This window comes from Rhodoferax sp. (assembly GCF_018063565.1).
Lineage (GTDB): Bacteria > Pseudomonadota > Gammaproteobacteria > Burkholderiales > Burkholderiaceae_C > Rhodoferax.
In genome coordinates this window covers 1-25,595 of record NZ_JAGPBB010000031.1, presented here as the reverse complement: position 1 = coordinate 25,595, position 25,595 = coordinate 1, and the positions used below count along the sequence as shown (strand labels likewise).

General features: G+C 59.9%; 26 protein-coding genes. 10 read left to right on the top strand and 16 right to left on the bottom strand.

What is annotated here, in order from left to right:
• Positions 1-74: 74 nt before the first annotated feature.
• The gene (locus KBF66_RS09295) at positions 75-1,097 is read left to right on the top strand and encodes a porin (RefSeq protein WP_296655481.1); all 1,023 of its coding nucleotides are present in this window, start codon (positions 75-77) and stop codon (positions 1,095-1,097) included.
• A gap of 49 nt (positions 1,098-1,146) precedes the next feature.
• Here the strand turns inward: KBF66_RS09295 and KBF66_RS09290 are convergent, their stop codons facing one another.
• The 9 genes from KBF66_RS09290 to rlmJ all read right to left on the bottom strand — a co-directional run bounded on the left by KBF66_RS09290 (position 1,147) and on the right by rlmJ (position 10,961).
• Positions 1,147-2,076, bottom strand: a complete 930-nt coding sequence (locus KBF66_RS09290) for a SprT family zinc-dependent metalloprotease (RefSeq protein ID WP_296655479.1) — start codon at positions 2,074-2,076, stop codon at positions 1,147-1,149.
• An 18-nt stretch (positions 2,077-2,094) separates the two neighbouring features.
• Positions 2,095-2,829 carry a lysophospholipid acyltransferase family protein gene (locus tag KBF66_RS09285; RefSeq protein ID WP_296655477.1) on the bottom strand — a complete coding sequence of 245 codons (735 nt, stop codon included), beginning with the start codon at positions 2,827-2,829 and terminating at the stop codon, positions 2,095-2,097.
• A gap of 13 nt (positions 2,830-2,842) precedes the next feature.
• A complete protein-coding gene (gmhB, locus tag KBF66_RS09280) occupies positions 2,843-3,415 on the bottom strand; it encodes a D-glycero-beta-D-manno-heptose 1,7-bisphosphate 7-phosphatase (RefSeq protein ID WP_296655474.1) in 573 nt (190 codons plus the stop codon).
• A 34-nt stretch (positions 3,416-3,449) separates the two neighbouring features.
• On the bottom strand, positions 3,450-5,591 hold the full coding sequence (gene glyS, locus KBF66_RS09275) for a glycine--tRNA ligase subunit beta (RefSeq protein WP_296655471.1): 2,142 nt from the start codon (positions 5,589-5,591) through the stop codon (positions 3,450-3,452).
• Positions 5,592-5,640: 49 nt separating this feature from the next.
• Positions 5,641-6,561: a glycine--tRNA ligase subunit alpha gene (gene glyQ / locus KBF66_RS09270; protein WP_296655469.1), complete on the bottom strand. Its 921-nt coding sequence runs from the start codon at positions 6,559-6,561 to the stop codon at positions 5,641-5,643.
• 116 nt (positions 6,562-6,677) lie between these two features.
• The gene (gene lnt, locus KBF66_RS09265) at positions 6,678-8,228 is read right to left on the bottom strand and encodes an apolipoprotein N-acyltransferase (protein ID WP_296655467.1); all 1,551 of its coding nucleotides are present in this window, start codon (positions 8,226-8,228) and stop codon (positions 6,678-6,680) included.
• Between the two features lie 40 nt (positions 8,229-8,268).
• A complete protein-coding gene (locus KBF66_RS09260) occupies positions 8,269-9,135 on the bottom strand; it encodes a transporter associated domain-containing protein (protein ID WP_296655464.1) in 867 nt (288 codons plus the stop codon).
• Between the two features lie 94 nt (positions 9,136-9,229).
• Positions 9,230-9,952 (bottom strand): GNAT family N-acetyltransferase, encoded by a 723-nt coding sequence (locus KBF66_RS09255; protein ID WP_296655461.1) that lies wholly within the window; start codon positions 9,950-9,952, stop codon positions 9,230-9,232.
• 97 nt (positions 9,953-10,049) lie between these two features.
• A complete protein-coding gene (rlmJ, locus tag KBF66_RS09250; RefSeq protein WP_296655458.1) occupies positions 10,050-10,961 on the bottom strand; it encodes a 23S rRNA (adenine(2030)-N(6))-methyltransferase RlmJ in 912 nt (303 codons plus the stop codon).
• A 198-nt stretch (positions 10,962-11,159) separates the two neighbouring features.
• Here rlmJ and rplM point away from each other — a divergent pair, with 198 nt between their 5' ends.
• The 5 genes from rplM to erpA all read left to right on the top strand — a co-directional run bounded on the left by rplM (position 11,160) and on the right by erpA (position 13,694).
• Entirely contained in the window at positions 11,160-11,588 is a 429-nt protein-coding gene (rplM, locus tag KBF66_RS09245) for a 50S ribosomal protein L13 (protein ID WP_296655456.1), read from the top strand.
• An 11-nt stretch (positions 11,589-11,599) separates the two neighbouring features.
• Positions 11,600-11,992, top strand: a complete 393-nt coding sequence (gene rpsI, locus KBF66_RS09240) for a 30S ribosomal protein S9 (RefSeq protein WP_296655454.1) — start codon at positions 11,600-11,602, stop codon at positions 11,990-11,992.
• Positions 11,993-12,092: 100 nt separating this feature from the next.
• Positions 12,093-12,830 carry a DUF6776 family protein gene (locus KBF66_RS09235; RefSeq protein WP_296655452.1) on the top strand — a complete coding sequence of 246 codons (738 nt, stop codon included), beginning with the start codon at positions 12,093-12,095 and terminating at the stop codon, positions 12,828-12,830.
• A 36-nt stretch (positions 12,831-12,866) separates the two neighbouring features.
• Positions 12,867-13,271 carry a polymer-forming cytoskeletal protein gene (locus tag KBF66_RS09230; protein ID WP_296655447.1) on the top strand — a complete coding sequence of 135 codons (405 nt, stop codon included), beginning with the start codon at positions 12,867-12,869 and terminating at the stop codon, positions 13,269-13,271.
• A gap of 57 nt (positions 13,272-13,328) precedes the next feature.
• Positions 13,329-13,694, top strand: coding sequence for an iron-sulfur cluster insertion protein ErpA (erpA, locus tag KBF66_RS09225; RefSeq protein WP_296655443.1), 366 nt, complete (start codon positions 13,329-13,331; stop codon positions 13,692-13,694).
• Positions 13,695-13,745: 51 nt separating this feature from the next.
• On the opposite strand, the gene KBF66_RS09220 is transcribed toward erpA, so the two are convergent.
• Both KBF66_RS09220 and KBF66_RS09215 read right to left on the bottom strand, forming a co-directional pair.
• Entirely contained in the window at positions 13,746-14,885 is a 1,140-nt protein-coding gene (locus tag KBF66_RS09220; RefSeq protein WP_296655438.1) for an anhydro-N-acetylmuramic acid kinase, read from the bottom strand.
• 27 nt (positions 14,886-14,912) lie between these two features.
• Positions 14,913-16,241: a M23 family metallopeptidase gene (locus KBF66_RS09215; protein WP_296655517.1), complete on the bottom strand. Its 1,329-nt coding sequence runs from the start codon at positions 16,239-16,241 to the stop codon at positions 14,913-14,915.
• 174 nt (positions 16,242-16,415) lie between these two features.
• Between KBF66_RS09215 and tyrS the strand changes: the two genes are divergently transcribed.
• Positions 16,416-17,660 carry a tyrosine--tRNA ligase gene (gene tyrS, locus KBF66_RS09210; protein WP_296655435.1) on the top strand — a complete coding sequence of 415 codons (1,245 nt, stop codon included), beginning with the start codon at positions 16,416-16,418 and terminating at the stop codon, positions 17,658-17,660.
• A gap of 27 nt (positions 17,661-17,687) precedes the next feature.
• On the opposite strand, the gene tgt is transcribed toward tyrS, so the two are convergent.
• The gene (gene tgt, locus KBF66_RS09205) at positions 17,688-18,893 is read right to left on the bottom strand and encodes a tRNA guanosine(34) transglycosylase Tgt (RefSeq protein WP_296655431.1); all 1,206 of its coding nucleotides are present in this window, start codon (positions 18,891-18,893) and stop codon (positions 17,688-17,690) included.
• 123 nt (positions 18,894-19,016) lie between these two features.
• Here tgt and KBF66_RS09200 point away from each other — a divergent pair, with 123 nt between their 5' ends.
• A complete protein-coding gene (locus tag KBF66_RS09200) occupies positions 19,017-19,280 on the top strand; it encodes an AbrB/MazE/SpoVT family DNA-binding domain-containing protein (protein WP_296655428.1) in 264 nt (87 codons plus the stop codon).
• A complete protein-coding gene (locus tag KBF66_RS09195) occupies positions 19,277-19,648 on the top strand; it encodes a type II toxin-antitoxin system VapC family toxin (protein WP_296655424.1) in 372 nt (123 codons plus the stop codon). The genes KBF66_RS09200 and KBF66_RS09195 overlap by 4 nt, the downstream gene beginning before the upstream one ends.
• On the opposite strand, the gene KBF66_RS09190 is transcribed toward KBF66_RS09195, so the two are convergent.
• The 3 genes from KBF66_RS09190 to KBF66_RS09180 all read right to left on the bottom strand — a co-directional run bounded on the left by KBF66_RS09190 (position 19,633) and on the right by KBF66_RS09180 (position 22,643).
• Positions 19,633-20,895: an HD domain-containing phosphohydrolase gene (locus KBF66_RS09190; protein WP_296655420.1), complete on the bottom strand. Its 1,263-nt coding sequence runs from the start codon at positions 20,893-20,895 to the stop codon at positions 19,633-19,635. The genes KBF66_RS09195 and KBF66_RS09190 overlap by 16 nt on opposite strands.
• Positions 20,896-20,985: 90 nt before the next feature.
• Positions 20,986-22,065: a tRNA preQ1(34) S-adenosylmethionine ribosyltransferase-isomerase QueA gene (gene queA / locus KBF66_RS09185; RefSeq protein WP_296655415.1), complete on the bottom strand. Its 1,080-nt coding sequence runs from the start codon at positions 22,063-22,065 to the stop codon at positions 20,986-20,988.
• A gap of 164 nt (positions 22,066-22,229) precedes the next feature.
• Positions 22,230-22,643, bottom strand: coding sequence for a DsrE family protein (locus KBF66_RS09180; RefSeq protein ID WP_296655411.1), 414 nt, complete (start codon positions 22,641-22,643; stop codon positions 22,230-22,232).
• 104 nt (positions 22,644-22,747) lie between these two features.
• On the opposite strand from KBF66_RS09180, the gene recG reads away from it, so the two are divergent.
• Positions 22,748-24,850, top strand: a complete 2,103-nt coding sequence (gene recG / locus KBF66_RS09175; protein ID WP_296655408.1) for an ATP-dependent DNA helicase RecG — start codon at positions 22,748-22,750, stop codon at positions 24,848-24,850.
• A gap of 74 nt (positions 24,851-24,924) precedes the next feature.
• On the opposite strand, the gene KBF66_RS09170 is transcribed toward recG, so the two are convergent.
• Positions 24,925-25,595, bottom strand: a 671-nt coding sequence (locus tag KBF66_RS09170; protein WP_296655404.1) for a HAMP domain-containing sensor histidine kinase, incomplete at its 5' end; no start/stop codon positions are given.

The following is a 25,595-nucleotide window of genomic DNA, read 5'->3' as shown; positions in this document are numbered from 1 at the left end:
TGACATTTTATGGCGCGTTGGTTAGATTCACGCTCCATGCACTCAAAATTTCATTTACTACCTTGAGATTCATCATGAAAAAATCATTCGTCGCCGCAGCCTGTGTGTCTTTCTGTGCTTTGACCGCCCAGGCACAAAGTTCGGTTCAACTGATGGGCCTGGTTGATGCCTATGTTGGCTCTATGCGCATGGCGGGAGAAGCCAGCAGCGTCACCAAATTGAACAGCGGCGGCATGACCACCTCCTGGTGGGGTATGGGCGGATCAGAGGATCTGGGCGGCGGGATGAAGGCGAGCTTTTTATTCACCTCGTTTTTTCAGACCGACACAGGTGCCACCGGGCGTTTTGGTGAGCAGCAGTTTTCACGCGATGCGAATGTGAGTCTGTCGGGTGGTTGGGGTGCGTTGACGCTCGGTCGCAGCAAGGCGCCCAACTTCTTGCCCACCATCCTGTTCAACCCGTTCGGCGACTCCTACACGTTCTCGCCTTTGGTGCTGCATGCGAGCGTGCCCTTAGGCCCAACCACGGCGCGTTACTGGCTGGGGACAGTGCCTGCAGATACCGGTTGGTCCAATCAAATCACTTACTCAACCCCGACCTTTGGCGGATTGAAAGGCAACCTTCACTACCAGTTGGGTGAGATTGCCGGTAGCAGCAAGCACAACATTGGTCTGAATGTCTTCTACTCGGCAGGGCCGGTGGGCCTGACCGCCTTCTGGGAGCGTGACCAGATCAGCAATCCCTTTGCGTCGGCCGCACTGAGCGACACCCGTACTGACTGGATGTTGGGTGGCACGTACGACGCTGGTGTTGTGAAAGCCTATTTGACCTATGGCGTGGCCAGCTCCGACGCTACAGGTGTGGCGGATCGCAAAACGACATCGGTCGGCGCAGCGGCACCCCTGGGTGGTGGCAAGTTGCTGGCCGGATTTGCCAGTACCAAGATTTCAGGTGGTGCCAAGCGTGACACCATGACGGTCGGTTATGACTACAACCTGTCCAAGCGCACTGACGTCTATGCCATGCTGATGCAAGACAAGATCACCTCACTGACGTCAGGCACCAGTTACGGCGTGGGTGTGCGCCACAGGTTCTAAGGCGATCAAACCCGGGCGCTGTCAGCCATTGTGCAGCGCCCGCCCCATATCACCATGGTGGCGCAGCCTGGGTTTTGAGCCTCAGGCGCAACTGTGCATAGTTGGGTAGCAGCGAGCCAACGTTAGCCCAGAAGCGTGGGCTGTGGTTCATTTCGCGTAAATGGCTCAGCTCATGGGCCACCACATAGTCGATCAGTGCCATGTCGAAATGCAGCAATCGCCAGTTCAGGCGAATCGAACCATCGCGACTGGCACTGCCCCAGCGTGTGTCGGCCCCGCTGAGGCCGAGTTTTTTCCACTGCACACCCAGCAGCGGTGCGAAGTGATCAAGCCGCTGCTGAAAAATCTGGCGCGCCTGGCGCAGCATCCAGGCCTGAACCGCATCACGAATCTGCTCGGCAGTGGCGTGGTGCGGCAAGCTGATGCATAAAACGGCACACGGCCCCGGATCCCCCTGAGCGGATAGGACAAACAAGTGCGCTGCACACAGCCGGTGCTCCGGGTCGAGTCTGATCTGCAGCGGTTGACCCAAGTAACTTAAGTGCGCACCATCACGCCAAACAATGGTGGATTGCGACCGTTGGGTTTCGCGCTGGCTGGCTTCTTGCATTTTGCGCAGAATCCAGTCAGTTTTCGTTTGGATGGCCGCATCCACATCACGCAGGGTCAGCCATGACGGCGCGCGAACGGTCAGCCCTTGAGGGCCAACGCTGAAGCCCACGCTGCGGCGACGACTGCGCTGGAACAGATACGCCACCCGTGTACCGTTGAGCGTGCTTTCACGATTGGCTTTGGGGTGTTTCAGCGGCGCACATATGCCGGGTGTGGACTGGAAGGACAGGTCTGTAAGTGCGATGGCAGGGGCAGACGATGGCGCCGTATCAAGTGATTTTTCAATAGCACCGACGCTTGCAGGAGTATGCGCTTGAGCCTGAAAAGACTCAAATAAATCGAGGGTGTAGCGCAACAGCGGCAGCATGGTGACGCGGGTTGTGGCTTAAGGGTAGGCTTCGGGGTCGATACGGCGCATTTCGGCTTCGATCCAGGCCTGCGCCTGGCGCATCAGGACCTTGGGATCCTGTCCCTGGCTGGGCATCAGGGGTCCGATGGACACCCGTACCACGCCGGGGTATTTGACAAAACCAGTCCGTGGCCAGCAGCGCGCGGTGGCCACCGCAATCGGCACCACCGGCGCGCCGGTTTCAACCGCCAGACGGGTGCCGGCCGTCTGGTACGTGCCCTCTTCACCGCGCGGGATACGCGTGCCTTCAGGGAACATCAGCACCCAGTTGCCTTGTGCCAACAGCCGGCGACCCTGCTCGATCACGTGTTTCATGGCGGCGGCGCGTGACTCACGGTCGATGTGGATCATGTCCAGCCGCGCCATCGACCAGCCAAAAAACGGAATTTTGAGCAGCTCGCGTTTGAACACAAAGGCCAGTGGGTGCGTCATCAGGGTGGGAAGCCACAGGGTCTCCAGCGCCGACTGGTGTTTGGCAAGAAGCACCGCGGCGCTGGTCTTGCCCAGCGGCAGATGTTCCATGCCTTGCACCTCCATGCGCACCCCAAGAATCCAGCGCGTACCCAGCATCACCACACGGAACCAGTTCACGGCCACCCACCAGGTGGTCGTGCGCGAGGCCACGATGGAGGTCAGCAGTACCGCCAGCGTCCAGGGAATGACAGTCACCACCATCCATACCATGTGCAACACGGACCGGATCCAGGCCATCAGCAGACCTTGCTCATGCCAGCATTTGCGCTTCGCGTGCGAGCAGAAACTCGGCAAACTCGGCCAGATCAGTGTGCACCTGGGTGTTGACCGGAAAGCTTTCCGGAAGTGCGCTGCCACGGTAGCCCAAGGACTTGCCGGTCAGCACCAAATGCGGCTCACACCCCATCGCCACCCCGGCCTGCAAGTCGCGCAGGGCGTCGCCGACGACCGGGACACCTTTAAGGCTGATGCCGTAACGCTCGGCAATCTGTTCGAACAGGCCAGATTCGGGCTTGCGGCAATGGCACGCGTCAGCCGCAGCATGGGGGCAATAAAACACCGCGTCGATGCGGCCACCGAGTGCGGCCAGTTGCTGGTGCATCTTGGTGTGCATGTCGTTGAGGTCAGACACCTCGAACAGTCCACGGCCCAGCCCGGACTGATTGGATGCCACCACCACATGCCAACCTGCGTGGTTCAAGCGGGCGATCGCCTCCAGAGCGCCGGGCAGGGCGTGCCATTCGTCGGCCGACTTGATGAATTCGGCGCTGTCCTGGTTGATGGTGCCGTCACGGTCGACGATCACCAGTTTGAGCGAGTTCATGCGTTGCCTCTGTTGGGAGATTGGGCGTTGGTGCTCAGGCGACCAGCCGCGACAGATCGGCTACCCGGTTCATCGCTTCGTGCAGTGTCTTGAGCAGACCCAGGCGGTTGAGTCGCAGATCGAGCGCCTCGGCGTTGACCATCACACCATCAAAGAACGCGTCCACCGGCTTGCGCAAACCGGCCAGCGTTTGCAGTGAGGCAGCGAAATCACCGCTGTCAAACTGGACCTGAGCGCGTGGGCTGAGCGCCTTCATGGTTTGATTGAGCGCAATTTCAGCGGGCTCGTGTAGTAACAGTTCGCTGACATGAGCATCGGCCACCGCGGCTGCATCGGCCTTTTTCAGAATGTTGCTGATACGTTTGTTGGCTGCGGCCAGCGCCGGTGCTTCAGGTAGCGCCGCAAACGCACGCACGGCAGCCAGTCGTTTGGGTATGTCACCCAGCCGCTGTGGCTGCAGCGCCAGCACTGCGTCCACCTCCAGTGCGCTGAAGCCCTGCTCGCGCAGAGAACCTGCCAGCCGGTCGTAGAAGAAATCGGTCAATGCCACACTGGCGTCCGTAATCTTGTTGCCAAAAGCCGGGAGCGCCAGCGCAATCAGGTCCCGCAGCGGCAGGGCCAGATCGCGCTCGACCAGCATACGGATCACGCCCAAAGCATGGCGGCGCAGCGCAAATGGGTCTTTGTCGCCGGTCGGCAGGTTGCCGATGCCGAACATGCCGGTCAGGGTTTCGAGCTTATCGGCCAGCGCAACCACCAGACCGACCGTGTTGCGCGGCAGTTCATCGCCAGCGAAACGCGGCTTGTAATGGTCTTCAATGGCGTGAGCGACCGTGTCGGGCAGTCCGTCGTGTCGGGCGTAATAGGCCCCCATGATGCCTTGCAGCTCCGGAAACTCGCCTACCATGTCGGTCAGCAGGTCGGTTTTTGCCAACTGGGCCGCCAGATCAGCCTGACTGACCAGGGCATCGTCGCCAAGATGGCGTGCAATGGAACCCGCAATGGCGCGCACACGCTCGGTGCGTTCACCCTGGGTGCCCAGCTTGTTGTGGTACACCACCTTGTCCAGCCCGGCCACGCGCGAGGCGAGTGATTTTTTGCGGTCCTGGTCAAAAAAGAACTTGGCGTCACTCAGGCGCGGGCGCACCACCCGCTCGTTGCCCTCGATCACAGCGCTGGGGTCGGCCGGGTTGATGTTGCTCACCACCAGAAAATGCCGGGTCAGTTTGCCATGTGTATCGAGCAGCGGAAAGTATTTTTGATTGGCCTTCATGGTCAGAATCAGGCACTCTTGCGGCACTTCAAGGAACTGGGACTCAAATGCGCAGCACAGAACATGGGGGCGTTCGACCAATGCGGTCACTTCATCCAGCAGGGCATCGTCCTGCAACACCTGATAACCCGGCCCCAGGCGCCGGGCCGCCTGCGCGAGCTGATCAACGATGTCCGCGCGGCGCTCGGCAAAACTGGCAATGACCGCGCCGTCACGCCGCAACATTGCGGCGTACTGGTCGGCGTCGGCCAGGTCGATGTCGGCCAGACTGGCTTCAAAACGGTGACCGTGGGTACGTCGTCCGGCAGTCAACCCGAGCGCCCGCACCGGCACAATGGTGCTGCCATGCAGCGCGACCAGTCCATGGGCCGGGCGTACGAAGTTGACGCTGCTCCAGCCTGGTAGTTCGCAATCGGTTTCGAGCTGGTAACTCATCATCTTGGGAATGGGCAGCCGCGCCAGAGTGGTCTCCAGTGCCTGTTGCAGGCCGATATCAAGGGTGGCGCCACCGACCAGACTGTCGTAAAACAGTGCGTCGGCCTTGCCGTCGGGTGCCTTGCGCAAGGCTGCCACGGCAAAAACCGGGTCTGATGCGTCGGCACCCAGGGCCTGCAGTTTTTTCAGCAGAGCGGGGGTGGCAAGCCCGTTGGCATCCAGCCCGACACTGACCGGCATCAGTTTTTGCTGCACCGACTTGTCGGCTGCTTTGGCGGCAACGTCGGTAATGTGGGCACCCAGCCGGCGCGGCGATGCAAAGGCGGTCACCTGCGATGTGGCAACCGCCAGGCCCAGTTGGCGCAATTGTTCGGCGAGTTGTCCAGCAAAGGCTTCGCCCAGTTTTTTCAGGGCCTTGGGTGGCAGTTCTTCAACGAACAGTTCGACGAGGAGATTTTGGGAGGTCATGGTCATTCAATTCAGGTCATCAACCGGGTTGTTGCGACGGGTGTCGCTGTCAGGCGGCTTTTTTGGACATTTGTGCGACCCATTCGCGTGGTGCCATCGGGAAACCGAGGCGCTCCCGGCTGTCAAAGTAGCTTTGTGCAACGCCTCGTGCCAGGTTGCGGATGCGGCCTATGTAGGCGGCGCGTTCGGTCACCGAGATAGCCCCGCGTGCATCCAGCAAATTGAAGCTGTGGGCACATTTGAGTACCTGCTCATAGGCAGGCAAGGCCAGTTGGGCGTCCATCAGGTGTTTGGCCTGTTTTTCATGTGCGGTGAAGGCCGTGAACAGAAAGTCAGCATCGCTGTGTTCAAAGTTATAGGTGGACTGTTCCACCTCATTTTGCTTGTAGACGTCGCCATAACTCAGTCTGCGGCCGTCCGGTCCTTCGGTCCAGGTCAGGTTATAGACATTGTCCACCCCCTGCAGATACATGGCCAGGCGCTCCAGGCCATAGGTGATTTCGCCGGTGATGGGCTTGCAGTCGATGCCACCAACCTGCTGGAAATAGGTGAACTGCGTCACTTCCATGCCGTTGAGCCAGACCTCCCATCCCAGTCCCCAGGCTCCCAGCGTCGGGTTTTCCCAGTCGTCTTCGACAAAGCGGATGTCATTCTTTTTCAGATCAAACCCAAGTGCCTCCAGGCTGCCGAGATACAGCTCCAGAATATTGCTCGGCGCGGGCTTGAGCACCACTTGGTACTGGTAGTAATGTTGCAGCCGGTTCGGGTTCTCGCCATAACGCCCGTCTTTGGGGCGGCGACTGGGTTGCACGTAAGCGCATCGCCAGGGCTCCGGGCCGAGCGCCCGCAGAAACGTGGCGGTGTGTGAGGTGCCAGCGCCAACTTCCATGTCATAAGGTTGTAATAGTGCACAGCCCTGGGCGTCCCAATACGACTGCAGTTTCAGAATGATTTGTTGGAAGGTCAGCATATTCAGTGGCAAGGGGTCGGACACGGCCCGGTTGAATGAAAAACGCGCGCGCTGCGTAAGGCCGCAATTTTACGGTCTGATGGCGATATCAGAGCGCCGCTGGGCGGGAGGTGGCTCTATGGATCGAGCCTGCCGAGTCTGAGCGTGAGGAGCCTCGTGCCCAGTATCCCCAGCGCCACCAGCCAGAGTGGCCACAAACCCCAGCGCGCGACCCACTTGGCGTAGTTGGTGTTGCCGATGTGACCTTGTACCTGAGCCGTGAGCGCCGTTTGGATGTGGGGCGGCAAGGCGTGGGTGATCTGGCCCTGCGCATCCACCACGGCACTGCGCCCGGTGTTGGTGGCGAGCACAAAGGGGCGGCCAAATTCCATGGCCCGCGCCCGGGCAATCTGCAGATGTTGGTCCATTGCCAGGTTTTGGCCAAACCAGCCCAGGTTACTGATGTTGACCAATACCGTTGGAGAGCGGTCGGCGTCCTTGAACTGGGTGGCCAGCTCTTCGCCAAACAGGTTTTCAAAACAAATGCTCACTGCCACCCGCTGCCCCTGCCAGTCAAAGCTTGGTTGTGGCAGGTCACCCCGGTTGAAGTCGCCCAGCGGGATGTGCATCAAGTCGGTGAACCAGCGGAAAAAAGGTGGGATGAATTCGCCAAAAGGCACCAGATGGTGCTTGTCATAACGCCAGGGCTCGGACTGTCCGGCCTTGAACCCCGCCACCGAGTTGGTGTAACCCAGGGCATAACTGCCCATCGGCACACCCACCAGGGCGGCTTGCCTGCCCTTGGCAAAGCGCTGCGTCAAGGCCTGCCAGTAGCCGTCTGGCAGCTGATCGGGAAGCACCGCCAGCGCTGTCTCTGGCGTGATGACCAGGTCTGCTGAACTGTTGGCCAGCTCTGTACCATACCAGGCCAGCGCGGCAGGGATGCCGCTGTGGGGCTGAAACTTTTCTTCCTGGGCAATATTGCCCTGAAGCAGTTGGACGCTGAAGGACTGGTCTGGTGCACTTACGCTGCCGGGCCACCATGCGGTCACGGCCAGCACGCCAAGCGTCAGCAGCGCAGATGTGCGTGCCTGGCCCCAGCTTGCCGAGCGCGCCAGTTGTGCCAGCAGTCCCGCCAGCAAAGCGGCTACCGCCGTGACGCCATAAACGCCGATCCAGGAAAACAGCGCTGCCAGCGGGCCATCGGTGTGGGCGTAACCAATGGCACCCCAGCCAAAACCGGTCAACCAGGTGCCACGGGCCAACTCGGCAAGCAACCAAAGTGAAGCAAAAGAGATAGCAATAAATCCTTTTCGATATTGCGTTATGGCCCTGAAGATCCATGAAATCGCGGCGTAGTACAAGGCCAGCGACCCAGCCAGCGCCAGCACCGCCAGCAGCGCCAGGCCGCCCGGCAAGCCACCGTAGGTATGCATCGACGTGTAAAGCCAGGCAAAAGTGGCACTCAGCCAGGCACTGGCAAACAACCAGCCCAGCCAGGCGGCCTGGCGCGCATCCTTGCTGGCCAATAGAAGATGGAGCAGCAGCGCCATGGCCAGCAGCTGCGCCCACCACAAGGTTTGCCCCTGTGCCACCCCGACAAAGTGAAAAAAATCAAACGGCACTGCCAGGCTGCAAGCCTGCAACAGCCCGGCCAGCAGGGCCAGCAGCATTGGCGCAACGCGCAAGCGAGTGGGTTGGGTGACAAAAAGCCGCAAACAGTCAGTCTCAGCTGGCGGTATCGGGCACCGGCGACACCTTGAACCACTTCACCGCACCACCCTTGGTGTGCAGAACAACAAAATTCAGCCCGGACAACACATAGTGTTCACCCCGCTTGGGGACATGGCCCATTTCATGGGCGATCAGTCCGCCAATAGTCTCAAACTCGTCATCCGGGTCTGAACTGTTCAACTGCACGCCAAATGCGTTCTCCACACGTTCGATCAGCGTGTCGCCACTGACGCGGTAGCTTCGGTCTGGCAGGCCAAAAATATCACCTTCGTCATCAGCGATGTCAAATTCGTCTTCGATCTCGCCAACAATCTGTTCCAGCACGTCCTCAATGGTGATCAGACCGGCCACCCGTCCGAACTCGTCAATCACGATGGCCAGATGGTTGTGGTTGCTCTGAAAATCCCGCAGCAAGTCGTTGAGTCCTTTGCTTTCCGGCACAAACACCGCCGGGCGCAGCAGGGCCCGGATATTGAGCTCAGGCGCGCGCTGCAGTTTGAGCAGGTCCTTGGCCAGCAAGATGCCGATGATGTTTTCGCGCTCACCGTCAAACACCGGAAAGCGAGAATGGGCTGTGTCGATCACACCGTGCATCATCACGTCGTACGGGTCCGAAATGTTGATCAACTCCATGCGGGTGCTTGGCACCATCACGTCCCCGGCGGTCATGTCGGCCATGCGGATCACACCTTCGAGCATTTTGCGCGAGTCGGCACCAATGATCTGGCTGCGTTCGGCATCGCCCAGCCAGTCGATCAACTCGTCGGTGGAATCCGGCCCGGGATGAATGAACTCGGCGAGTTTTTGCAAAAATGTTCGGGTGTCTTCGCGGTCGGGGCGCGTAGGGTAAGGGTCTGACACAGGCAGGCAAGCAGGACATGCGGTAGTTGATCAGCCCGCAAGGATAGCGGAAAACAGGCGCCATCGCTGCACATAGGCGGTCGGGTCGACCGGTCTACTCGGCGTTTTTGGCAGATGCGCCGCCGCTCCAGACCGCTTGCCAGCGCTGCACCGTGTCCTGAAACTGCTTGGCGTGCACCTTGAACTGGTAATTGGTTTGTGCCATGTGCTCTTCCACGATCTCGGCCAACTGTGTGTTCAGCGTGGCAGGTGTCAAACTCAGGTGGGCCTCGGACTCCGCACCGTCGCGGACAATGTGAGCACCCGCCTGACGGGCGATCCTGAGCATGGCGGCATTCTCTGACAATGCATGGACAAACATGGTCTGCACGCCACGGTTGCGAGCATGCATCACGGCGCGGTCAAACAGGCGCGCACCATAACCACGGGCGCGCACTTTGGGCAAAACCGAGACACCAAACTCAGCCACCGGGTGGCGTTGCATGTCGATGGAGAACGCCACGTGTGCCATGGCGATCAGGGTCAGCTTGCGGTTGTAAATGCCAAAAATCTCGTCGTGATCGAAGTCCAGACCGTCCACATAACGCGCGATCTGATCGTCATTGGCGCTGAACCCGAAGCGATAGTAGCGGTCCTGCGCATTGAGTGAGCGCAGATGGTCAGCGATGCGACCGCGATGGTTTTCGCCCAGGGAGCGGATCGGCACCACCACATCGGAACCCTTTGCCTTGAGCGGGTGAAACTCAAGGTTCAGGCTTTCCGTGGTGGTCGGGGGTGATGCCGACGATTCGGCATCCGCAGTGGGAAAATCTCGCATGACGCGACTATAAGGGTTTTCCCTAGTCGCAAAGCTCTAGACAGCGGGTGATCAATCTTCGGTGTCTGATTTGCGACACGTTTGGCATTGCCCGGCTTCAGTGGCCACCTGACTCGACAGTGAACGTGCTGTGGCTTGATTGGGCAAGAAACTCGGCGACCTGCTTGATGGCCTCATTCAGCTTGGCTTTGAGCGTATGGGGCGGGTTGATCACGAACATGCCGCTGGAGGGGAGACCTGGACGGATGACTTCCCCCTCATCACTGCGCTCCAGTTTGCTGGTCTTGACCGTGAGTGTGGCGTTGAGCCAGGGGCGACCCTCGCGGTTGACCAGTGTTTTGAGCTTGCGGGGCAGTTCATGTGCTTCTGGGCGCGGGATGATCGGGTACCAGACCAGGTAGGTGCCGGTGGCAAAGCGCTTGAGCGCGTCAGTCATCATGTCCAGCACCCTGGCGTAATCGGTCTTCATCTCGTAACTGGGGTCGCACAATACCAGGGCGCGTCGTGAGGGCGGAGGCAGGAACTTTTTCAGACCTTCAAACCCATCTTCCTGCATCACCGTGACCAGGCGACCCGCTTCAAGTTGCGCCACGTTGGCTCTGAGCGTTTTGGCATCAGTCGGGTGAAGCTCAAACAGACGCAGCCGATCGCGCTCGCGCAGCAGACGCTGGATGATGAAAGGCGAGCCGGGGTACACCTTGTTGCTCCCCGCCGGGTTGAAGCTGGCGACCAGATCCAGATAGTCCTGCAGTGCCGGAGCGAGCGGCCGCTCAGCCCTGGCGCCTGTGTCATCGGGACTGGAGGGCAGGTGCAAGAAACCTTGTGTGGCTTCGCCGCTGGTTTTGGCGTAGTCGCCGTCAAGCCGATAAAGGCCGGCACCCGCGTGGGTGTCGAAACAATGAATGGCGGTATCCTTTTGCACCATATGGCGCAGCACCGCGAGTAGGGTCGTGTGTTTGAGGACGTCGGCATGGTTGCCGGCGTGAAAGGCGTGGCGGTAACTGAACATTGGGGGATGTTACCCGCAGCACCGCCACATTTGTATAATACTTGGCTTCGCAGCGATTTGGTGGTTCCGCGGCGAAGTGGCTCGGTATCGTCCCAATGGGCCGTGTGCCGAGTGAAACCCTACCTAAGAGATTCCCGTCAGAGGAACGCCGATCGTAGAAAAGAGCCCTGCAAACCCTTCTTTTTAAAGAGAAATCTCATGTCAACTTTCAGCGCAAAACCCGCTGAGGTCGTGCACGAGTGGTTTGTGATTGACGCGACCGACAAGGTCCTCGGACGAGTAGCCAGCGAAGTTGCTCTCCGTTTGCGCGGCAAACACAAGGCCATTTACACGCCTCACGTCGATACCGGCGACTTCATCATCGTCACCAACGCAGCTCGCCTGCGCGTGACCGGTGCCAAGTCACTCGACAAAATGTATTACAGCCATTCCGGCTTCCCTGGTGGCATTTCCAGCACCAACTTCCGTGACATGCAAGCCAAGTTTCCCGGCCGCGCTTTGGAAAAAGCCGTCAAGGGCATGCTGCCCAAGGGGCCGCTGGGCTACGCGATGATCAAGAAGCTCAAGGTCTATGGCGGTGCTGAGCATCCGCACACGGCCCAGCAACCCAAAGTGTTGGAAATCTAAGGAGCCATCAAATGATTGGTGAATGGAACAATGGTACCGGTCGTCGCAAATCCAGCGTTGCCCGTGTTTTCCTGAAAAAGGGCTCAGGTCAGATTGTTGTCAATGGCAAAGCGATTGACAAGTTTTTTGGCCGCGCCACCTCGATCATGATCTGCAAGCAACCCCTGCTGCTGACCAATCACGCCGAGACCTTCGACGTGATGGTCAATGTGGCTGGCGGTGGCGAGTCGGGTCAAGCCGGTGCGGTGCGCCACGGTATCACCCGCGCGCTGATTGACTACGATGCCACGCTCAAGCCGCAGCTCAGCCAGGCTGGCTTTGTAACCCGCGATGCGCGTGAAGTCGAGCGTAAGAAAGTCGGTTTGCACGGTGCTCGCCGTCGCAAGCAGTTCAGCAAGCGCTAATCCTGCCGGTTACTGCCCGCCAACAACCGCCCGAATGCGAGTTCTGGCGGTTGTTTGCATTTGGAAAATCTGAAAAAGTACGATGCGACTGAGGTTGTTGATGCGACGATTGACGGTCAGCGCACCGCGCATGGCGGTGCGCAGTGCCTTGCCTTGGCCGTTTCGCTGGGTCGTACTGGCGCTGGTGGCAGGTTTTTGCGCCGCCATTGCGTTGTGGGCGTTTGAGTTTGGCAAGGATATTGCCGGCCTGGACCGGGGTAGCAAAGAGCAACTACAGTCTTTGCAGTCAGATGTGCAGATTCTGCGGGCGCAACTGGAGCTGGTGACGCAGGAGCGCAACAAGGCCCAGTCGGTTGCCAACACCGCCGACACGGTTTTGACCACGGAAAAAGTGGCGCATGAGAAGTTGCAGGCACAAAGTCGACTGCTGGAACAGGAAATTCAGCGACTCAAGGACGATCTTGGGTTTTTTGAGCAGCTGATCCCGGCGACGGGCAACGGCGGTGACAGCACGGTGTTGGCGATCCGCAGCCTGCAGGCCGAACAGCTGCAAGCGGGTGAGCTGAAATGGCAGCTGCTGGTGATTCAGGCGGTGAAAAATCCGACTGAATTCAAAGGGCAGCTGGAGGTGAGTTTTACCGGGTTGCTGAACGGCAAACCCTGGTCCGGGAGTTTGCCGGTCAGCCCGCAGGACTTCCAGATCCGGCAGTATGTTCGCCTGAGCGGGATTTACCAGATTCCACCGCAGGTGGAAGTGCGCAGCATGACCGTGAAGGTTCTGGAGGGTAAGAACGTCAAGGCGGTGCAAACCCTCAAACTGATGCCCCGGGCTTCGTGAACCGGATCCAATGTTTTTCTGACACAAGGAGTTGCCATGTTCAACAAGAAAAAGCCGCCGCCCATCAAGAGTCTGCTGGCGCATGGTTGTCAGCTCACCGGCAATTTCAATTTTGCCGATGGGCTGCGGCTCGATGGAGAAATGCACGGTGATCTGCTAGGGCAAGCTGACAAACCGAGCATTCTGGTCATCTCGGAAACTGCCCATGTGACCGGGCAAGTGCAGGCGGATCATGTCATCATCAACGGGCAGGTGGATGGGCCGGTACTGGCACGCAGTCTGCTTGAGTTGCAACCCAAGGCACGGGTCACCGGTGATGTGACCTACAAGATTCTTGAGATGCACCAAGGGGCCCTGGTGGCTGGCAGGCTGTGCCCCCTGGTTGCTGACTTGCAGGTTGAAGAAAAGCCCACACTCAAACTGGCAGCAAACAACCAGTGACACAATACCTGACCGATTTACTGTAGCATTGACCCACCCAATTTACCGGAGACTCACATGAGCGCCGTCGCACAAGATATCCAGACCGAAATGCCCGACCCCATCATTTTTACCGACAGTGCCGCTGCCAAAGTGGCCGATCTGATTGCCGAGGAAGGCAATCCTGATTTGAAGCTGCGGGTGTTTGTGCAGGGTGGCGGCTGCTCAGGGTTCCAGTACGGGTTTACCTTTGACGAAGTCACCAACGACGACGACACCACCATGACCAAGAATGGGGTGTCCTTGCTGATCGATGCCATGAGTTACCAGTATCTGGTGGGCGCCGAGATCGACTACAAGGAAGACCTGCAAGGCGCGCAGTTTGTCATCAAGAACCCCAATGCCACCACCACCTGTGGTTGTGGCTCCAGCTTTTCTGCCTGAAGCCGCGCCGGCGGCACCGCCTTCGAGGCGGTTGACGGGACTCCGGCAGGCTCAGGCGGGGTAGATGGCACCCAGAACCCTGGGTCCGGTAGCGCCTGTCACACTGGGCAGGTTGCCGGCAAGCCGCGACAGCGTCTGTTGGGCCAGCCAGGCAAACGCGGTGGCTTCGACTAGCAGTGGCGGAAGTCCAAACCGGTCAGAGCTTAGTACTGACACCTCGGGCAACAGCGACTGCAGGCGTTGCATTAAGTAGATGTTGAACGCGCCACCGCCACAGACGATCAATGATTTGCTCTCATTGGAGTAGCTGGTAAAGCTTTTGCAGCATGCGCTAGCTGTCAATTCGACCAATGTTCGTTGAATATCTTGCGGTTTGCAGCTGGCAAAAGGTGCCAGTTTGTGCTGCAGCCAGTTCACACTGAACAAGTCGCGGCCGGTACTTTTGGGGGGTGCCAGCGTGAAATACGGTTCATCGAACAAGGCTTGCAATACGTCAGGTTGACATTGGCCCCCCGCAGCCCAGGCACCTTGATCGTCGAAAGCCTGGCCGGTATGTTGCTGGCACCAATGGTCCATCAGGGCGTTGCCCGGTCCGCAGTCAAAACCAAGCACGGGGGCATTGTGGTCCGCAGGCAAAACGCTCAGATTGGCAATCCCGCCAATATTCAGCACCGACCGCTTGCTGCCTGATTGCGCGAAAACCTGCTGATGAAAAGCCGGTACCAGCGGCGCACCCTGCCCACCGGCGGCGATATCGCGGCTGCGCAGGTCAGCGACAACATCAATACCGGTCAGTTCGGCCAGCAAAGCGGGGTTGTTGAGTTGCAAGGTGTAGGCGCGTGGGTCACCGGCGATGCCCGGGTTGGCCCCGGGTCGATGCCGCACCGTCTGGCCATGGGCACCAATGGCCCGCACATCCGTGGCCTCAATGCCAATGCGTCGGGACTGGGCCAGCAAATTATGGACGACCTGCGCGTAAATGACGGCAATCTGGTTGCCCGCCAGCGCTGCGCGGTGTAACTCGTTGTCGCAGGGGCTGTTGAGGGCCAGCAGTTCGGCGCGAAACTCTGCCGCAAAGGGTGCTGAGGCGCTGGCAATGACCTGAGGTCGGCGTGACGACAGATCGACCAGCACACCATCTGCCCCGTCCAGCGAGGTGCCGGACATCAAGCCAATCAACAGTTCAGGCACAGTGCAGATTCAAGCGATGCGCGGAAGTTACTGAAATCCTGCCAGACCCAAAGTGGAGGCCGCATGCAGTTCACTGCGCACGTGGGCAGCAAGCTGCTGAAACTGCGGCATGGCAGCACCCGGTACCGGCACCGTTTCACTCTTTTGGGCCAGCGCCATCGGGTCGTGCTGCACACCGTTGACGCGTACCTCGAAGTGCAGATGTGGCCCGGTCGCCCAGCCGGTGGCACCAACGAGTCCGATGGTCTGCCCCTGCCCCACACTTTGGCCACGTTGCACCATGATCTTGCTCAGGTGCGCGTAAACCGTTTCAGTGTTGTTGCGATGCTGGATGAACACCACATTGCCATAACCGTTCTGACTTCCAGCAAACTTCACGATGCCGTCGCCCACGGTGCGCGCCGGCGTGCCGGTACTGGCGGCAAAGTCGGTGCCGAGATGCCGGCGCCACTCCCGGAGGACTGGGTGAAAACGCATGGCAAAACCACTGCTGACACGTGAGAATGCCACGGGTGAACTTAAAAAGGCGCGCTGTTTGCTTTGACCGTCGAGCGTGTAATACCCGCCCTTGAACGCCTGACCCTGGCTGTCCACGCCCGGAGGCTGGTACCACATGGCCTGAAAGGTTTTGCCGGCGTTGACAAATTCGGCACTCAGCACACGCCCGGTGCGCATCGGCTCGCCGTCGCCCTCCAGTGTTTCATACACAACGTTGAAACGGTCGTCCTTGCGCAGCGCGCGCCGGAAATCGATGTCGGTCGAAAAAATCTCGGCCAGCTGGTTGGCAATGGCGTCGGGCAACCCGGCATCATCGGTTGCGGCATACAAGGACGAGCGAATGGTGCCACTGGATAGGCGGGCGCTCGCGCTCAGGGGTGCCGTCTCCAGTCTGGAATCAAAACCATGCGGCGTACGTTCGATGATCAAGCGTTTGAACTGGCCGCTGTCGTCGGGGCTCCAGCGTGCAATGAGTGACAACAGGGCTTGCTGGCCATCGGCCTCTGCGGTCAACTGGCGCCCGCCACGACCCAGCAACAGCTGGCGTGTCAGCGTGTCATGGCGCAGAAAACTGGCTGCCTGGGCATCGTCGATGCCCAGGCGCTTGAGCAAGGTGTCCGCTGTATCGCTGTTGCGTGAGATTTCAGAGCGGAACAGGTTGAGTGGTGTCGCCGTAACGGGTGCGCTGACCAAGCTCACGTCGACGGGTTCCACCACTTGACGAACCGGCAAATCTGACACCTCGGGTGCGAGTGAGGCAAGCGCCAGTGCGCCACCACCACCACCCAGCATCAGGGCGGTCACCAGGGCGGTGACACGACGTGGATAGCGTCGCAAAAAAGAGCCCGTCTGGACCATCAAGGCCTGACCACGGCTGATCAAAAAAGTTATCAAAAAAAATCCTAGGCGTGAGTTTGTCGGCAGGGCGCAACAGTGAAACACAAAACGAATGAATTCACCCACCCGAAAGGCCGCTGAAAAACAGTTTTCGAGTATAAACCCGGCCTGCCGCGTTGCATCCATGAAAACCCTATGACTCAGTTAAAAGCCCCTGAAATTGTGTTGACCGATACCGTTCGGGAGGCGTTGGCTGTGACCCTGCGTGGGTGTGAGGAGCTGATTCCGCAGGACGACTGGGTCAAGAAGCTGGCACGCGCTGAATCTACCGGTACGCCGCTGCGCATCAAGCTTGGCCTAGATCCGACGGCGCCAGACATTCACGTGGGCCATACGGTGGTGCTCAACAAGATGCGCCAGCTGCAGAATCTGGGCCACACCGTGATTTTCTTGATTGGGGACTTCACCACCTTGATTGGGGATCCGTCTGGTCGCAACTCCACCCGACCGCCCTTGAGCCGGGAGCAGATCGACGCCAACGCACAAACCTACTATCGTCAGGCGTCGATGGTTTTGGACCCTGCCCGGACTGAAATTCGATACAACAGTGAATGGGGTGATGCGCTGGGCTCGCGCGGCATGATCCAGTTGGCGGCGCGTTACACGGTGGCGCGGATGATGGAGCGAAACGACTTTCATGACCGTTTTCATGCCGGCACGCCGATCTCGGTACACGAATTTCTTTACCCCTTGATGCAGGGTTACGACTCGGTGGCCCTTAGGAGTGACCTGGAACTGGGCGGCACCGACCAGAAGTTCAACCTGCTGGTGGGGCGGCATTTGCAGGCAGAGTATGGGCAGGAGCCGCAATGTATTTTGACCATGCCGCTGCTCGAGGGGCTCGATGGCGTCGAAAAAATGTCCAAGAGCAAGGGCAACTACATCGGTATCAGTGAAGACGCCAACACCATGTTTGCCAAGGTTTTGAGCATCTCTGACACTTTGATGTGGCGCTGGTATACCTTGCTGAGTTTTCAATCCGAAGCGCAGATTGACGCCCTCAAAGCCGAAGTGAACGCCGGACGCAACCCCAAAGACGCCAAAGTGGCGTTGGCCAAAGAGATCACGACACGGTTTCATTCTGCCGCCGCAGCCGAGGCCGCGGAACAGGATTTTGTCAACCGAAGCAAAGGCGGGATTCCGGACCAGATCGCCGAAATCAGCTTGCCTCTGGGCGACGGTGGCGTTGCGCTGGGCATCGCGGCCTTGCTCAAATCAGCCGGTCTGGCCGCCTCAAGTGGCGAGGGAAACCGGCTGATCGATGGTGGCGGTGTGCGGGTCGACTCCAGTGTCGTCACTGACAAAGGGCTCAAGCTGGGTGTGGGAACCTATGTGCTGCAAGTTGGAAAACGCAAGTTTGTCCGGGTTACTTTAGGCTGATCTCATCCCGCGCGCCCAGTCGCGTCCTCAGACGCCGCGCGCCCGATCCGTCAGAAACCTTGCCCGAAACGCGCCGAATGTCCCCCGCTCCAGCGCAGCCCGCACCTCAGCCATCAGGTTCAGGTAGTAGTGCAGGTTGTGGATGGAAGACAACATCGGGCTGAGCATCTCGCCGCAGCGTTCCAGATGGTGCAGATAGGCGCGGCTAAAACCGCCGCTGACACTGCCGTCGTGCCGGGTTTGCCCCTTGCAGGCGTAGCAACTGCAGGTGGCATCCAGCGGGCCATGGTCGGTTTTGTGCCGTGCGTTGCGGATTTTCAAGTCTCCAAACCGGGTGAACAGCGTGCCGTTGCGCGCGTTGCGCGTCGGCATGACGCAGTCAAACATGTCCACCCCTTGCGCCACCCCTTCCACCAGGTCTTCCGGCGTGCCCACACCCATCAGGTAACGCGGTTTGTGGGTGGGCAGGCGGTGCGGGCTGTGCGCCATGATGCGCAGCATCTCGTCCTTGGGCTCACCGACGCTGACACCACCCACGGCGTAACCCGGAAAGTTCATCGCCACCAGGGCTTCCAGCGACTCCTGGCGCAGGTGCTCAAACATGCCGCCTTGCACAATGCCAAACAGCGCGTTGGGGTTTTCCAGCCGCGCAAATTCATCCTGGCTGCGCTTGGCCCAGCGCAGGCTCATTTCCATGCTGCTGCGGGCTTCTCTTTCTGTGGTGATCTGACCTTTGGTCTTGGGTTCAACCGAGAGATACGGTGTGCATTCATCGAGCTGCATGACGATGTCAGAGTTCAGCGTGGTCTGGATCTGCATCGACACTTCGGGCGACATGAACAGCTTGTCACCATTCACGGGAGACGAAAAATGCACGCCCTGTTCGGTGATCTTGCGCATCGCGCCCAGGCTCCACACCTGAAAACCACCTGAGTCGGTCAAAATCGGTTTGCTCCAACGCTCAAAGCCGTGCAGGCCGCCAAAGCTCTGCATCACCTCCTGCCCTGGGCGCATCCACAGGTGAAAGGTGTTGCCCAGAATGATTTGCGCGCCCATGTCGTCCAGGCTGGCGGGGCTGACACCCTTGACCGTGCCATAGGTGCCTACCGGCATGAAGATTGGGGTTTGCACCACGCCGTGGTTCAGGGTGAGCGTGCCGCGGCGGGCGTGGCTGCCCGGGTAACCTGCCTCAGGCAAGGCGGGGTCGGTGGCGAGCAGGTCAAAGGTCAGCATGGGGTTTCCTGGGCAAATGTCGTCGGCATTGTACGAAGAGCTGCAAGCGTTGCGTTCATCCTTTACATGGCTATATCGCTTTACTTTGTGATACTCTTTACTTTTGCCTCGTGAGGAAAAATCATGCCCCCTTCTGTTGTTTCGCCTGAAATGGATGCGCTGCCCACGGTCGAGGCCGTGGTGTCAAGCAAAGGCCAGGTCACCTTGCCGGCAGCCATGCGCGCCAAACTTGGTATTGGGCCGGGTTCGCACATTCACTTTGAGCTGCGTGGGCAAGAGTTGGTGATCAAGCCTGAGTTACCGATGAGTGCTTACCGCGGCATCCTCAAGGGCTTTGACTTGGGCAATATCGAGCCCGAAAGAGAGCCCGATCGGACCTTTGAATGAACCTGGTTGATTCTTCTGGCTGGATCGAGTATCTGCGGGATACGTCCCGCGCCGACTTGTTCGCCACCGCGATCGAAGACCGCCACCATCTGCTGGTGCCCACCATTGCCTTGTTTGAAGTGCACAAGGTCTTGAGCCAAAAACTCCCCGAGTCCCTCGTCAAGCAGTGCCTGGATGTGATGCGCCTGGGTCGGGTACTGGACCTGACCGATGCGCGCGCCGTGGCGGCAGCCAAAGCCTCGCGCCAATACAACCTGGCCATGGCTGAAGCCGCCATGTACAGTATGGCCCGCGAGTTTGACGCCATGTTCTGGACCCAGAACGTGGACTATCAGGGTCTGCCGGGGGCACGCTACTGCTCAAAATGATGTCGCACGCGGTCTTGCAGCAGCTGCCGCGTGGCCTCTTCGTCGCAACCCGCCAGATGGTCGTACATCTGGCGCGCCATGGGTTGAAAAACGGCCATCACCGCCGGGTCAAAATGGCTGCCGGTGTCTTTTTCGAGAATCGCCATGGTGGCCTCGAAACTCATGGGTTCCTTGTACGGGCGTTTCGAGCACAGCGCATCAAACACATCGGCCACCGCAAAAATGCGCGCTGACAACGGGATGGCCGCCCCCTGCAGCCGCTCCGGGTAGCCGTTGCCGTTCCATTTTTCGTGGTGCGAGGCCACCACCGCCTGCGCCCCGTCGAGCCAACCCGCGCCCACCACGATGTCTTTGCCCTGGTTCACATGGGTGCGCATGACGCTCATTTCAGCATCGTCGAGCTTGCCGGGTTTGAGCAAAATGGCGTCCGGGATGCCGATTTTGCCGACATCATGCAAGAAACTGCCGGCAATTAGCGCCTGCATCTCGTCGCCCGAAATGCCGAGCTTTTCGCCGATGCCCGCTGCAATCCACGCCACCCGATAGTTGTGTGCCCCGGTATCGGAGTCGCGCTTGGCAATGGCGCGGCCCAATGCCTCCATCATGGCGATGTGCGAGTCCAGCACCTCACGCGTCTTGCGCTCGTTGTCGGCCGACAGGCGCACCACCACCGGGTACAACACCGCGCCGCACAATAGCGAGGCCAGCCCGACCATCAACGCCACTGTCATGGCGTTGGAGAGGATTTGCGTCCGTTGCCACTCGGGTACCACCCGCACGCCCTCAAAGTAGCCGGTGATGGGCAGACTCATGTTGGTGGCCGAGTCACGCAAGGGCACAAAAACACGCAACAGCCACAGGTCGCCGGGCAGGCGCAGACTTTCATACGACGCGTCGGCGTAGTTGGGCAGCCCGTGCTTGGGCAGCATCGACTCCACTTGCTCGCCCTCGTGCGTCAAGGACTCGGCGAGTTTTTGGCCCTGTGCATCGTAAATTTCTGCAATGTCAAACAGACCCCCTGAGATGGTCTTGGCGGCCAGTCGGGCATGGTCAAGCGCCTGTGGCCCGCTCAGGTGGATCGCGTCAAAGTGATGCAGCAAGCGCCCCGACTCTTCGATGGCCAGCGCGACCACGCTTTCTTCGGCACTTTCACGCGTCACCAACCAGGCCAGCGGACTGGCCAGACTGGCCAGCAACACGCTGACCATGCCGATGCGAATCGCGGTGCGTTTGTTAAAAGGATTCATAACAGGGATGCTACTTGAATCAGACCGGGCGCAAAAATCTCAAGCAGGTGGCACTGCGCGCGAGTGTCTGCGGTGCGCCTTAGCGTAGCCTTAAACCGTGCGTTGCAGCAGCATGGCATCGCCATAGCTGAAAAATCGGTAGCGCTGGGCAATGGCGTGGCGGTATAAATTCATGATGTGGTCATGCCCGGCAAACGCACTGACCAGCATCATCAGGCTGGACTTGGGCAGGTGAAAGTTGGTGATGAGCAAGTCGGCCACTTTGAACTCAAATCCCGGTGTGATGAAGATGCGCGTGTCGCCTTGCGCCACGCCACATCGGGACCAGGACTCGAGTGTGCGTACGGTGGTGGTTCCCACGGCAATGACGCGCCCGCCGCGGGCGTGGCAGTCGGCGACCGCTTGCTGGGTGGCTGCCGGGACGTCGTACCACTCGCTGTGCATCTGGTGCTCGGCCAGGTTCTCGGTCTTGACTGGCTGAAACGTGCCAGCGCCTACATGCAGTGTGACGTGCGCGCGCTGAACGCCCAGCGTGTCAAGCTGATCCAGCAGCACCTCGTCAAAGTGCAATGCAGCCGTTGGTGCTGCCACCGCGCCCGGGTGTTTGGCAAATACCGTCTGGTAACGCCAGGCGTCTTCGAGTGAGTCGGCATGGGTGATGTAAGGCGGCAGCGGCACATGGCCGTGGCGCGCCATCAGGGTGTAGGGGTCATCGCCGGCGTCGTTGGAAAGGACGAAGCGAAACAGCGCGCCCTGCGCGTCGGGCCAGCGCCCCAGCAGGGTGGCGCACGGGTGATCGTGGCAGCCAGGTGCCGGTGTCAAGGTCACCGTGGCACCCACCTCGGGTTTTTTGCTCACCCGCAGGTGCGCGGCGACCTGGTTGCCGCCCAGTACGCGCTCTACTAGCAACTCCAGCTTGCCGCCGGTGACTTTTTCGCCGTACAGGCGTGCATTCATCACCCGGGTGTCGTTGAACACCATCAGGTCGCCCGGGTGCAGCAAGGTGGGCAGCTCGCGAAAAATGCGGTCGGCTGGCGCCGCATCGGTAGCGTCGAGCAGGCGCGACGCGCTGCGCTCTAGCGCCGGGTGCTGCGCAATCAGCTCAGGCGGTAGGGTGAAATCAAAGTCGCTGAGGGTGTAGGTGCGCGCAGCGCAGGCGGATGCAGTCATGGTGCTTGAGGGGCGGACAGGCCCCGTGCCAAGTGAATTAGACGCCCATTGTCGCAGGCGGCGGGTCGGTGGCCCCGCCGGGCCTGCGTTGGAGTTATGAATACTTTATGCCTCTAGCGCTTTAGGTATAAGCGCTAGCAGCTATTCTATTCAGAGTAATTGACTCAGGGTTTGATGTAAGCGTAGCCGGCGAGTTGCAGTTTGGTCAGCCGAACCACCCCGGAGGGTGTGAAGTCCACTTCCTGAATGAACTGCTCTTTCTTGAGGTTGCGGTTTTTCAGGGTGATCTCACACACCTCAAACTTGACCCCACGGTTCTTCAGCGCTGCCACCAGCGGCTCAAACGCGGATTCGCTGCGGTCTTTCATGCCTTCCATCAAAAAATCCACGCCAAAGGCGTGTGCCACCAGGGTGATCTGCGCCGTTGGGTCGGTGTCGAGGTGATTGCGCACGTTGCGCAGCGTGGCAAGGGCTTGGCTGGCCGTGTCGTTGACGTGGTAGACCACCTTGTCTTGAGCGCAGGCGAGGGTGAGGGTCAATGTCAGCACAGCGGCAGCTGCGATTGATCGAAATTGCATGTCGGTCTCCTTTGGAATGGTTAGGCGCAAAGTATTGCACGAGCCTTGATTTTTGTCAGTGACCCGGCAAAAGAGCCGACGATCAGGTGCGACACAATGGCAACATGACCGATGCCGCACCTGCACCACCCGGCGCCCGCCCATCCGGCGGACCGCAAAAAGCCCTGGCCAAGCTCGGCTTGCTGCGCCCGATCGACCTGGCGCTGCACCTGCCGTTGCGTTATGAAGACGAGACCCGGCTGGTCAAACTGCGCGACGTGCGCGAGGGCGATGTGGCGCAGGTGGAGGGTGTGGTGCGCCACGCCGAGGTCAGGCTCGGCAGCACGCGCCAACTGCTGGTCACGCTGGACGACGGCACTGGCACTTGTTTGCTGCGCTTTTTTACTTTTTACCCGGCTATGCAAAAGGCGCTGGCCGTGGGCAGCGCGGTGCGGGTGCGAGGCGAGGTACGCGGCGGTTTTGCCGGGTTGACCATGATGCACCCAAGCGTCAAGACGGCTGGCAGCGCCTTGGCTACGGCACTCACACCGGTGTACCCGACGGTGGCGGGGTTGCCGCAAGCCTATTTGCGCAAGGCCGTGCAGGCTGGCTTGGCGCGCGCCGAGCTCAGCTCCACCATTCCTGCCGAAAACTTGAGTGAAATTGGCCTCCAGCCCCATTGGGGTCTGTATGAATCGCTATCGTTTTTACATCATCCCGCGTCGAATGTCAGCCTGGGGGCGCTCGAAGATCAGACTCATCCGGCCTGGCAAAGGCTCAAGGCTGAGGAATTGCTGGCACAGCAGATCTCGCAACTGCAGTTCAAACGGGCGCGTGCTGCCCTGCGCGCGCCGGCCATGGAGCCCGCTGGCGCAGCGCACGCTCCGTCGGCAGAGGCTGAACCAGGTTTGTACGCTCGGCTACGCGGCGCATTGCCATTTGAGCTGACCGACGCGCAGGAGCGCGTTGGCAACGAAATCACGCACGACCTGCGCCGCCCGGTGCCGATGCACCGCCTGTTGCAAGGCGATGTGGGCTCGGGCAAGACTGTGGTGGCAGCGTTGGCAGCGGCGGTGTGCATCGACGCGGGCTTGCAGTGTGCGCTGATGGCCCCCACCGAGATTCTGGCGACACAGCACTTTGCCAAGCTGGTGGGGTGGTTGCACCCGCTGGGCATCACGGTGGCGTGGCTGACTGGTAGCCAAATGGCCAAAGAGCGCCGCGAGATGTTGGCGCTGGTGGCCAGCGGCCAGGCGCAACTGGTGGTGGGCACCCATGCCATGATTCAGGACAAGGTGCAGTTCAAGAATCTGGCGCTGGCCATCATTGACGAGCAGCACCGCTTTGGCGTGGCGCAGCGCCTGGCCCTGCGCGACAAACTGGCCGGTGCGCTGGAACCGCATCTGCTGATGATGAGCGCCACCCCCATTCCGCGCACTTTGGCCATGAGTTACTACGCCGATCTTGACGTGTCGACCATCGATGAGCTGCCCCCTGGGCGCACACCCATCATCACCAAAGTGGTCAACGAGGCGCGGCGTGAGGAGGTGATCACCCGCATCCGCGCACAGATCGCGCAGGGGCGGCAAATCTACTGGGTGTGCCCCTTGATTGATGAAAGTGAAGCGCTTGACTTGCGCAACGCCACCGAAACCCACGGGCAGCTGAGTGCGGCGCTGCCGGGTGTGATGGTGGGTCTGCTGCACTCGCGCATGCCGCTGGCGGAGAAAAAGGCGGTGATGAGCCTGTTTAACGGTGGCCAGATGGGGGTGCTGGTCAGCACCACGGTGATCGAGGTGGGGGTGGATGTGCCCAATGCGTCGCTGATGGTGATTGAACACGCCGAGCGCTTTGGTCTGAGCCAGCTGCACCAGCTGCGCGGGCGGGTCGGGCGCGGGGCTGCGGCCTCGGCCTGTGTGCTGCTGTATTCCACCGGGGACGCGCCGCGCCTGGGCGAAACTGCGCGTGAGCGGCTGCGTGCCATGGCCGAGAGCAACGACGGCTTCGAGATTGCCCGGCGCGACCTGGAGATTCGCGGCCCCGGTGAGTTCATGGGCGCGCGCCAGTCGGGCGCGGCGCTGCTGCGTTTTGCCGATGTGGTGACCGACGCCGCGCTGCTGGATTGGGCAAGGCGCACCGCGCCCCGCATTCTGGATCAAACGCCCGAGCTGGCTGAAAAACACGTGCAGCGTTGGCTGGGCACCAAGGCAGAGTTTTTGAAGGCGTGAGGAGTTGGCTGGGCGCACGAACGCAAGCGTTGACGTGATTCCTTATGCCTGAGCTTGAACTCGGTCTGACAACATCAGGCCGTTGAAGCAGCTGGTACCACCAGCGTGAAGCATGCGCCCTCGCGGGTATTGGCGGCGTACAGGCGCCCATGCATGTTGTTTTCGACAATCATTTTCGACATATACAGGCCGATCCCGGTGCCCTTGCCTTCTTCTTTGGTGGTGAAGTATGGCTCAAACACTTTGTCGAGCACATCCTGTGCAATGCCGCCACCATTGTCTTCAACCGCAATCCGGATCCGAGATCCGGTGCGCTCGGCACGCAACACAATGTGGGGTGCCGGTTGCCTGGAGTCGAGCAATGCATCCTTGGCGTTGCTAAGAAGGTTCAGCACCACTTGTGAAAACTCTCCCTGCACGCCCAATAGCTCCAAATCTTCATCGCAATATAGTTCCAGTTCGATGGCATGATTCTTGAACACGCCCTCCATGATGTCCGCAGAAGCCCGCATGGCCTGCGCCAGCTTGAACGGTTCCGCATGTTTGCCGGGTTTAAAGAAATTGCGGAACTCGTCAATGGTGGACGACATTCGCTCCACCAACTGCCCGGACTTTTCCTGCATGCGGGCCATGGACTGCTCGGTCAGGGTACCCATGGCGTGTTGCATGCGAATGTTTTGCATCACCAGACTCAAAGCGTTGAGCGGCTGTCGCCACTGATGGGCAATGGCACCGATCATCTCGC

Bases quoted from the DNA above. Each gene is read 5' to 3' on its own strand.
- erpA (WP_296655443.1), top strand. From the start codon at position 13,329: ATGAGCGCCGTCGCACAAGATATCCAGACCGAAATGCCCGACCCCATC.
- glyQ (WP_296655469.1), bottom strand. From the start codon at position 6,561: ATGCTGACCTTCCAACAAATCATTCTGAAACTGCAGTCGTATTGGGAC.
- KBF66_RS09285 (WP_296655477.1), bottom strand. From the start codon at position 2,829: ATGGCCTGGATCCGGTCCGTGTTGCACATGGTATGGATGGTGGTGACT.
- tgt (WP_296655431.1), bottom strand. From the start codon at position 18,893: ATGCTGACCTTTGACCTGCTCGCCACCGACCCCGCCTTGCCTGAGGCA.
- gmhB (WP_296655474.1), bottom strand. From the start codon at position 3,415: ATGAACTCGCTCAAACTGGTGATCGTCGACCGTGACGGCACCATCAAC.
- rlmJ (WP_296655458.1), bottom strand. From the start codon at position 10,961: ATGTTCAGTTACCGCCACGCCTTTCACGCCGGCAACCATGCCGACGTC.
- recG (WP_296655408.1), top strand. From the start codon at position 22,748: ATGACCGATGCCGCACCTGCACCACCCGGCGCCCGCCCATCCGGCGGA.
- glyS (WP_296655471.1), bottom strand. From the start codon at position 5,591: ATGACCTCCCAAAATCTCCTCGTCGAACTGTTCGTTGAAGAACTGCCA.
- KBF66_RS09200 (WP_296655428.1), top strand. From the start codon at position 19,017: ATGCCCCCTTCTGTTGTTTCGCCTGAAATGGATGCGCTGCCCACGGTC.
- KBF66_RS09230 (WP_296655447.1), top strand. From the start codon at position 12,867: ATGTTCAACAAGAAAAAGCCGCCGCCCATCAAGAGTCTGCTGGCGCAT.
- KBF66_RS09295 (WP_296655481.1), top strand. From the start codon at position 75: ATGAAAAAATCATTCGTCGCCGCAGCCTGTGTGTCTTTCTGTGCTTTG.
- rpsI (WP_296655454.1), top strand. From the start codon at position 11,600: ATGATTGGTGAATGGAACAATGGTACCGGTCGTCGCAAATCCAGCGTT.
- KBF66_RS09190 (WP_296655420.1), bottom strand. From the start codon at position 20,895: ATGAATCCTTTTAACAAACGCACCGCGATTCGCATCGGCATGGTCAGC.
- KBF66_RS09215 (WP_296655517.1), bottom strand. From the start codon at position 16,241: ATGGTCCAGACGGGCTCTTTTTTGCGACGCTATCCACGTCGTGTCACC.
- tyrS (WP_296655435.1), top strand. From the start codon at position 16,416: ATGACTCAGTTAAAAGCCCCTGAAATTGTGTTGACCGATACCGTTCGG.
- KBF66_RS09255 (WP_296655461.1), bottom strand. From the start codon at position 9,952: ATGCGAGATTTTCCCACTGCGGATGCCGAATCGTCGGCATCACCCCCG.
- rplM (WP_296655456.1), top strand. From the start codon at position 11,160: ATGTCAACTTTCAGCGCAAAACCCGCTGAGGTCGTGCACGAGTGGTTT.
- KBF66_RS09195 (WP_296655424.1), top strand. From the start codon at position 19,277: ATGAACCTGGTTGATTCTTCTGGCTGGATCGAGTATCTGCGGGATACG.
- KBF66_RS09290 (WP_296655479.1), bottom strand. From the start codon at position 2,076: ATGCTGCCGCTGTTGCGCTACACCCTCGATTTATTTGAGTCTTTTCAG.
- KBF66_RS09180 (WP_296655411.1), bottom strand. From the start codon at position 22,643: ATGCAATTTCGATCAATCGCAGCTGCCGCTGTGCTGACATTGACCCTC.
- KBF66_RS09235 (WP_296655452.1), top strand. From the start codon at position 12,093: ATGCGACGATTGACGGTCAGCGCACCGCGCATGGCGGTGCGCAGTGCC.
- queA (WP_296655415.1), bottom strand. From the start codon at position 22,065: ATGACTGCATCCGCCTGCGCTGCGCGCACCTACACCCTCAGCGACTTT.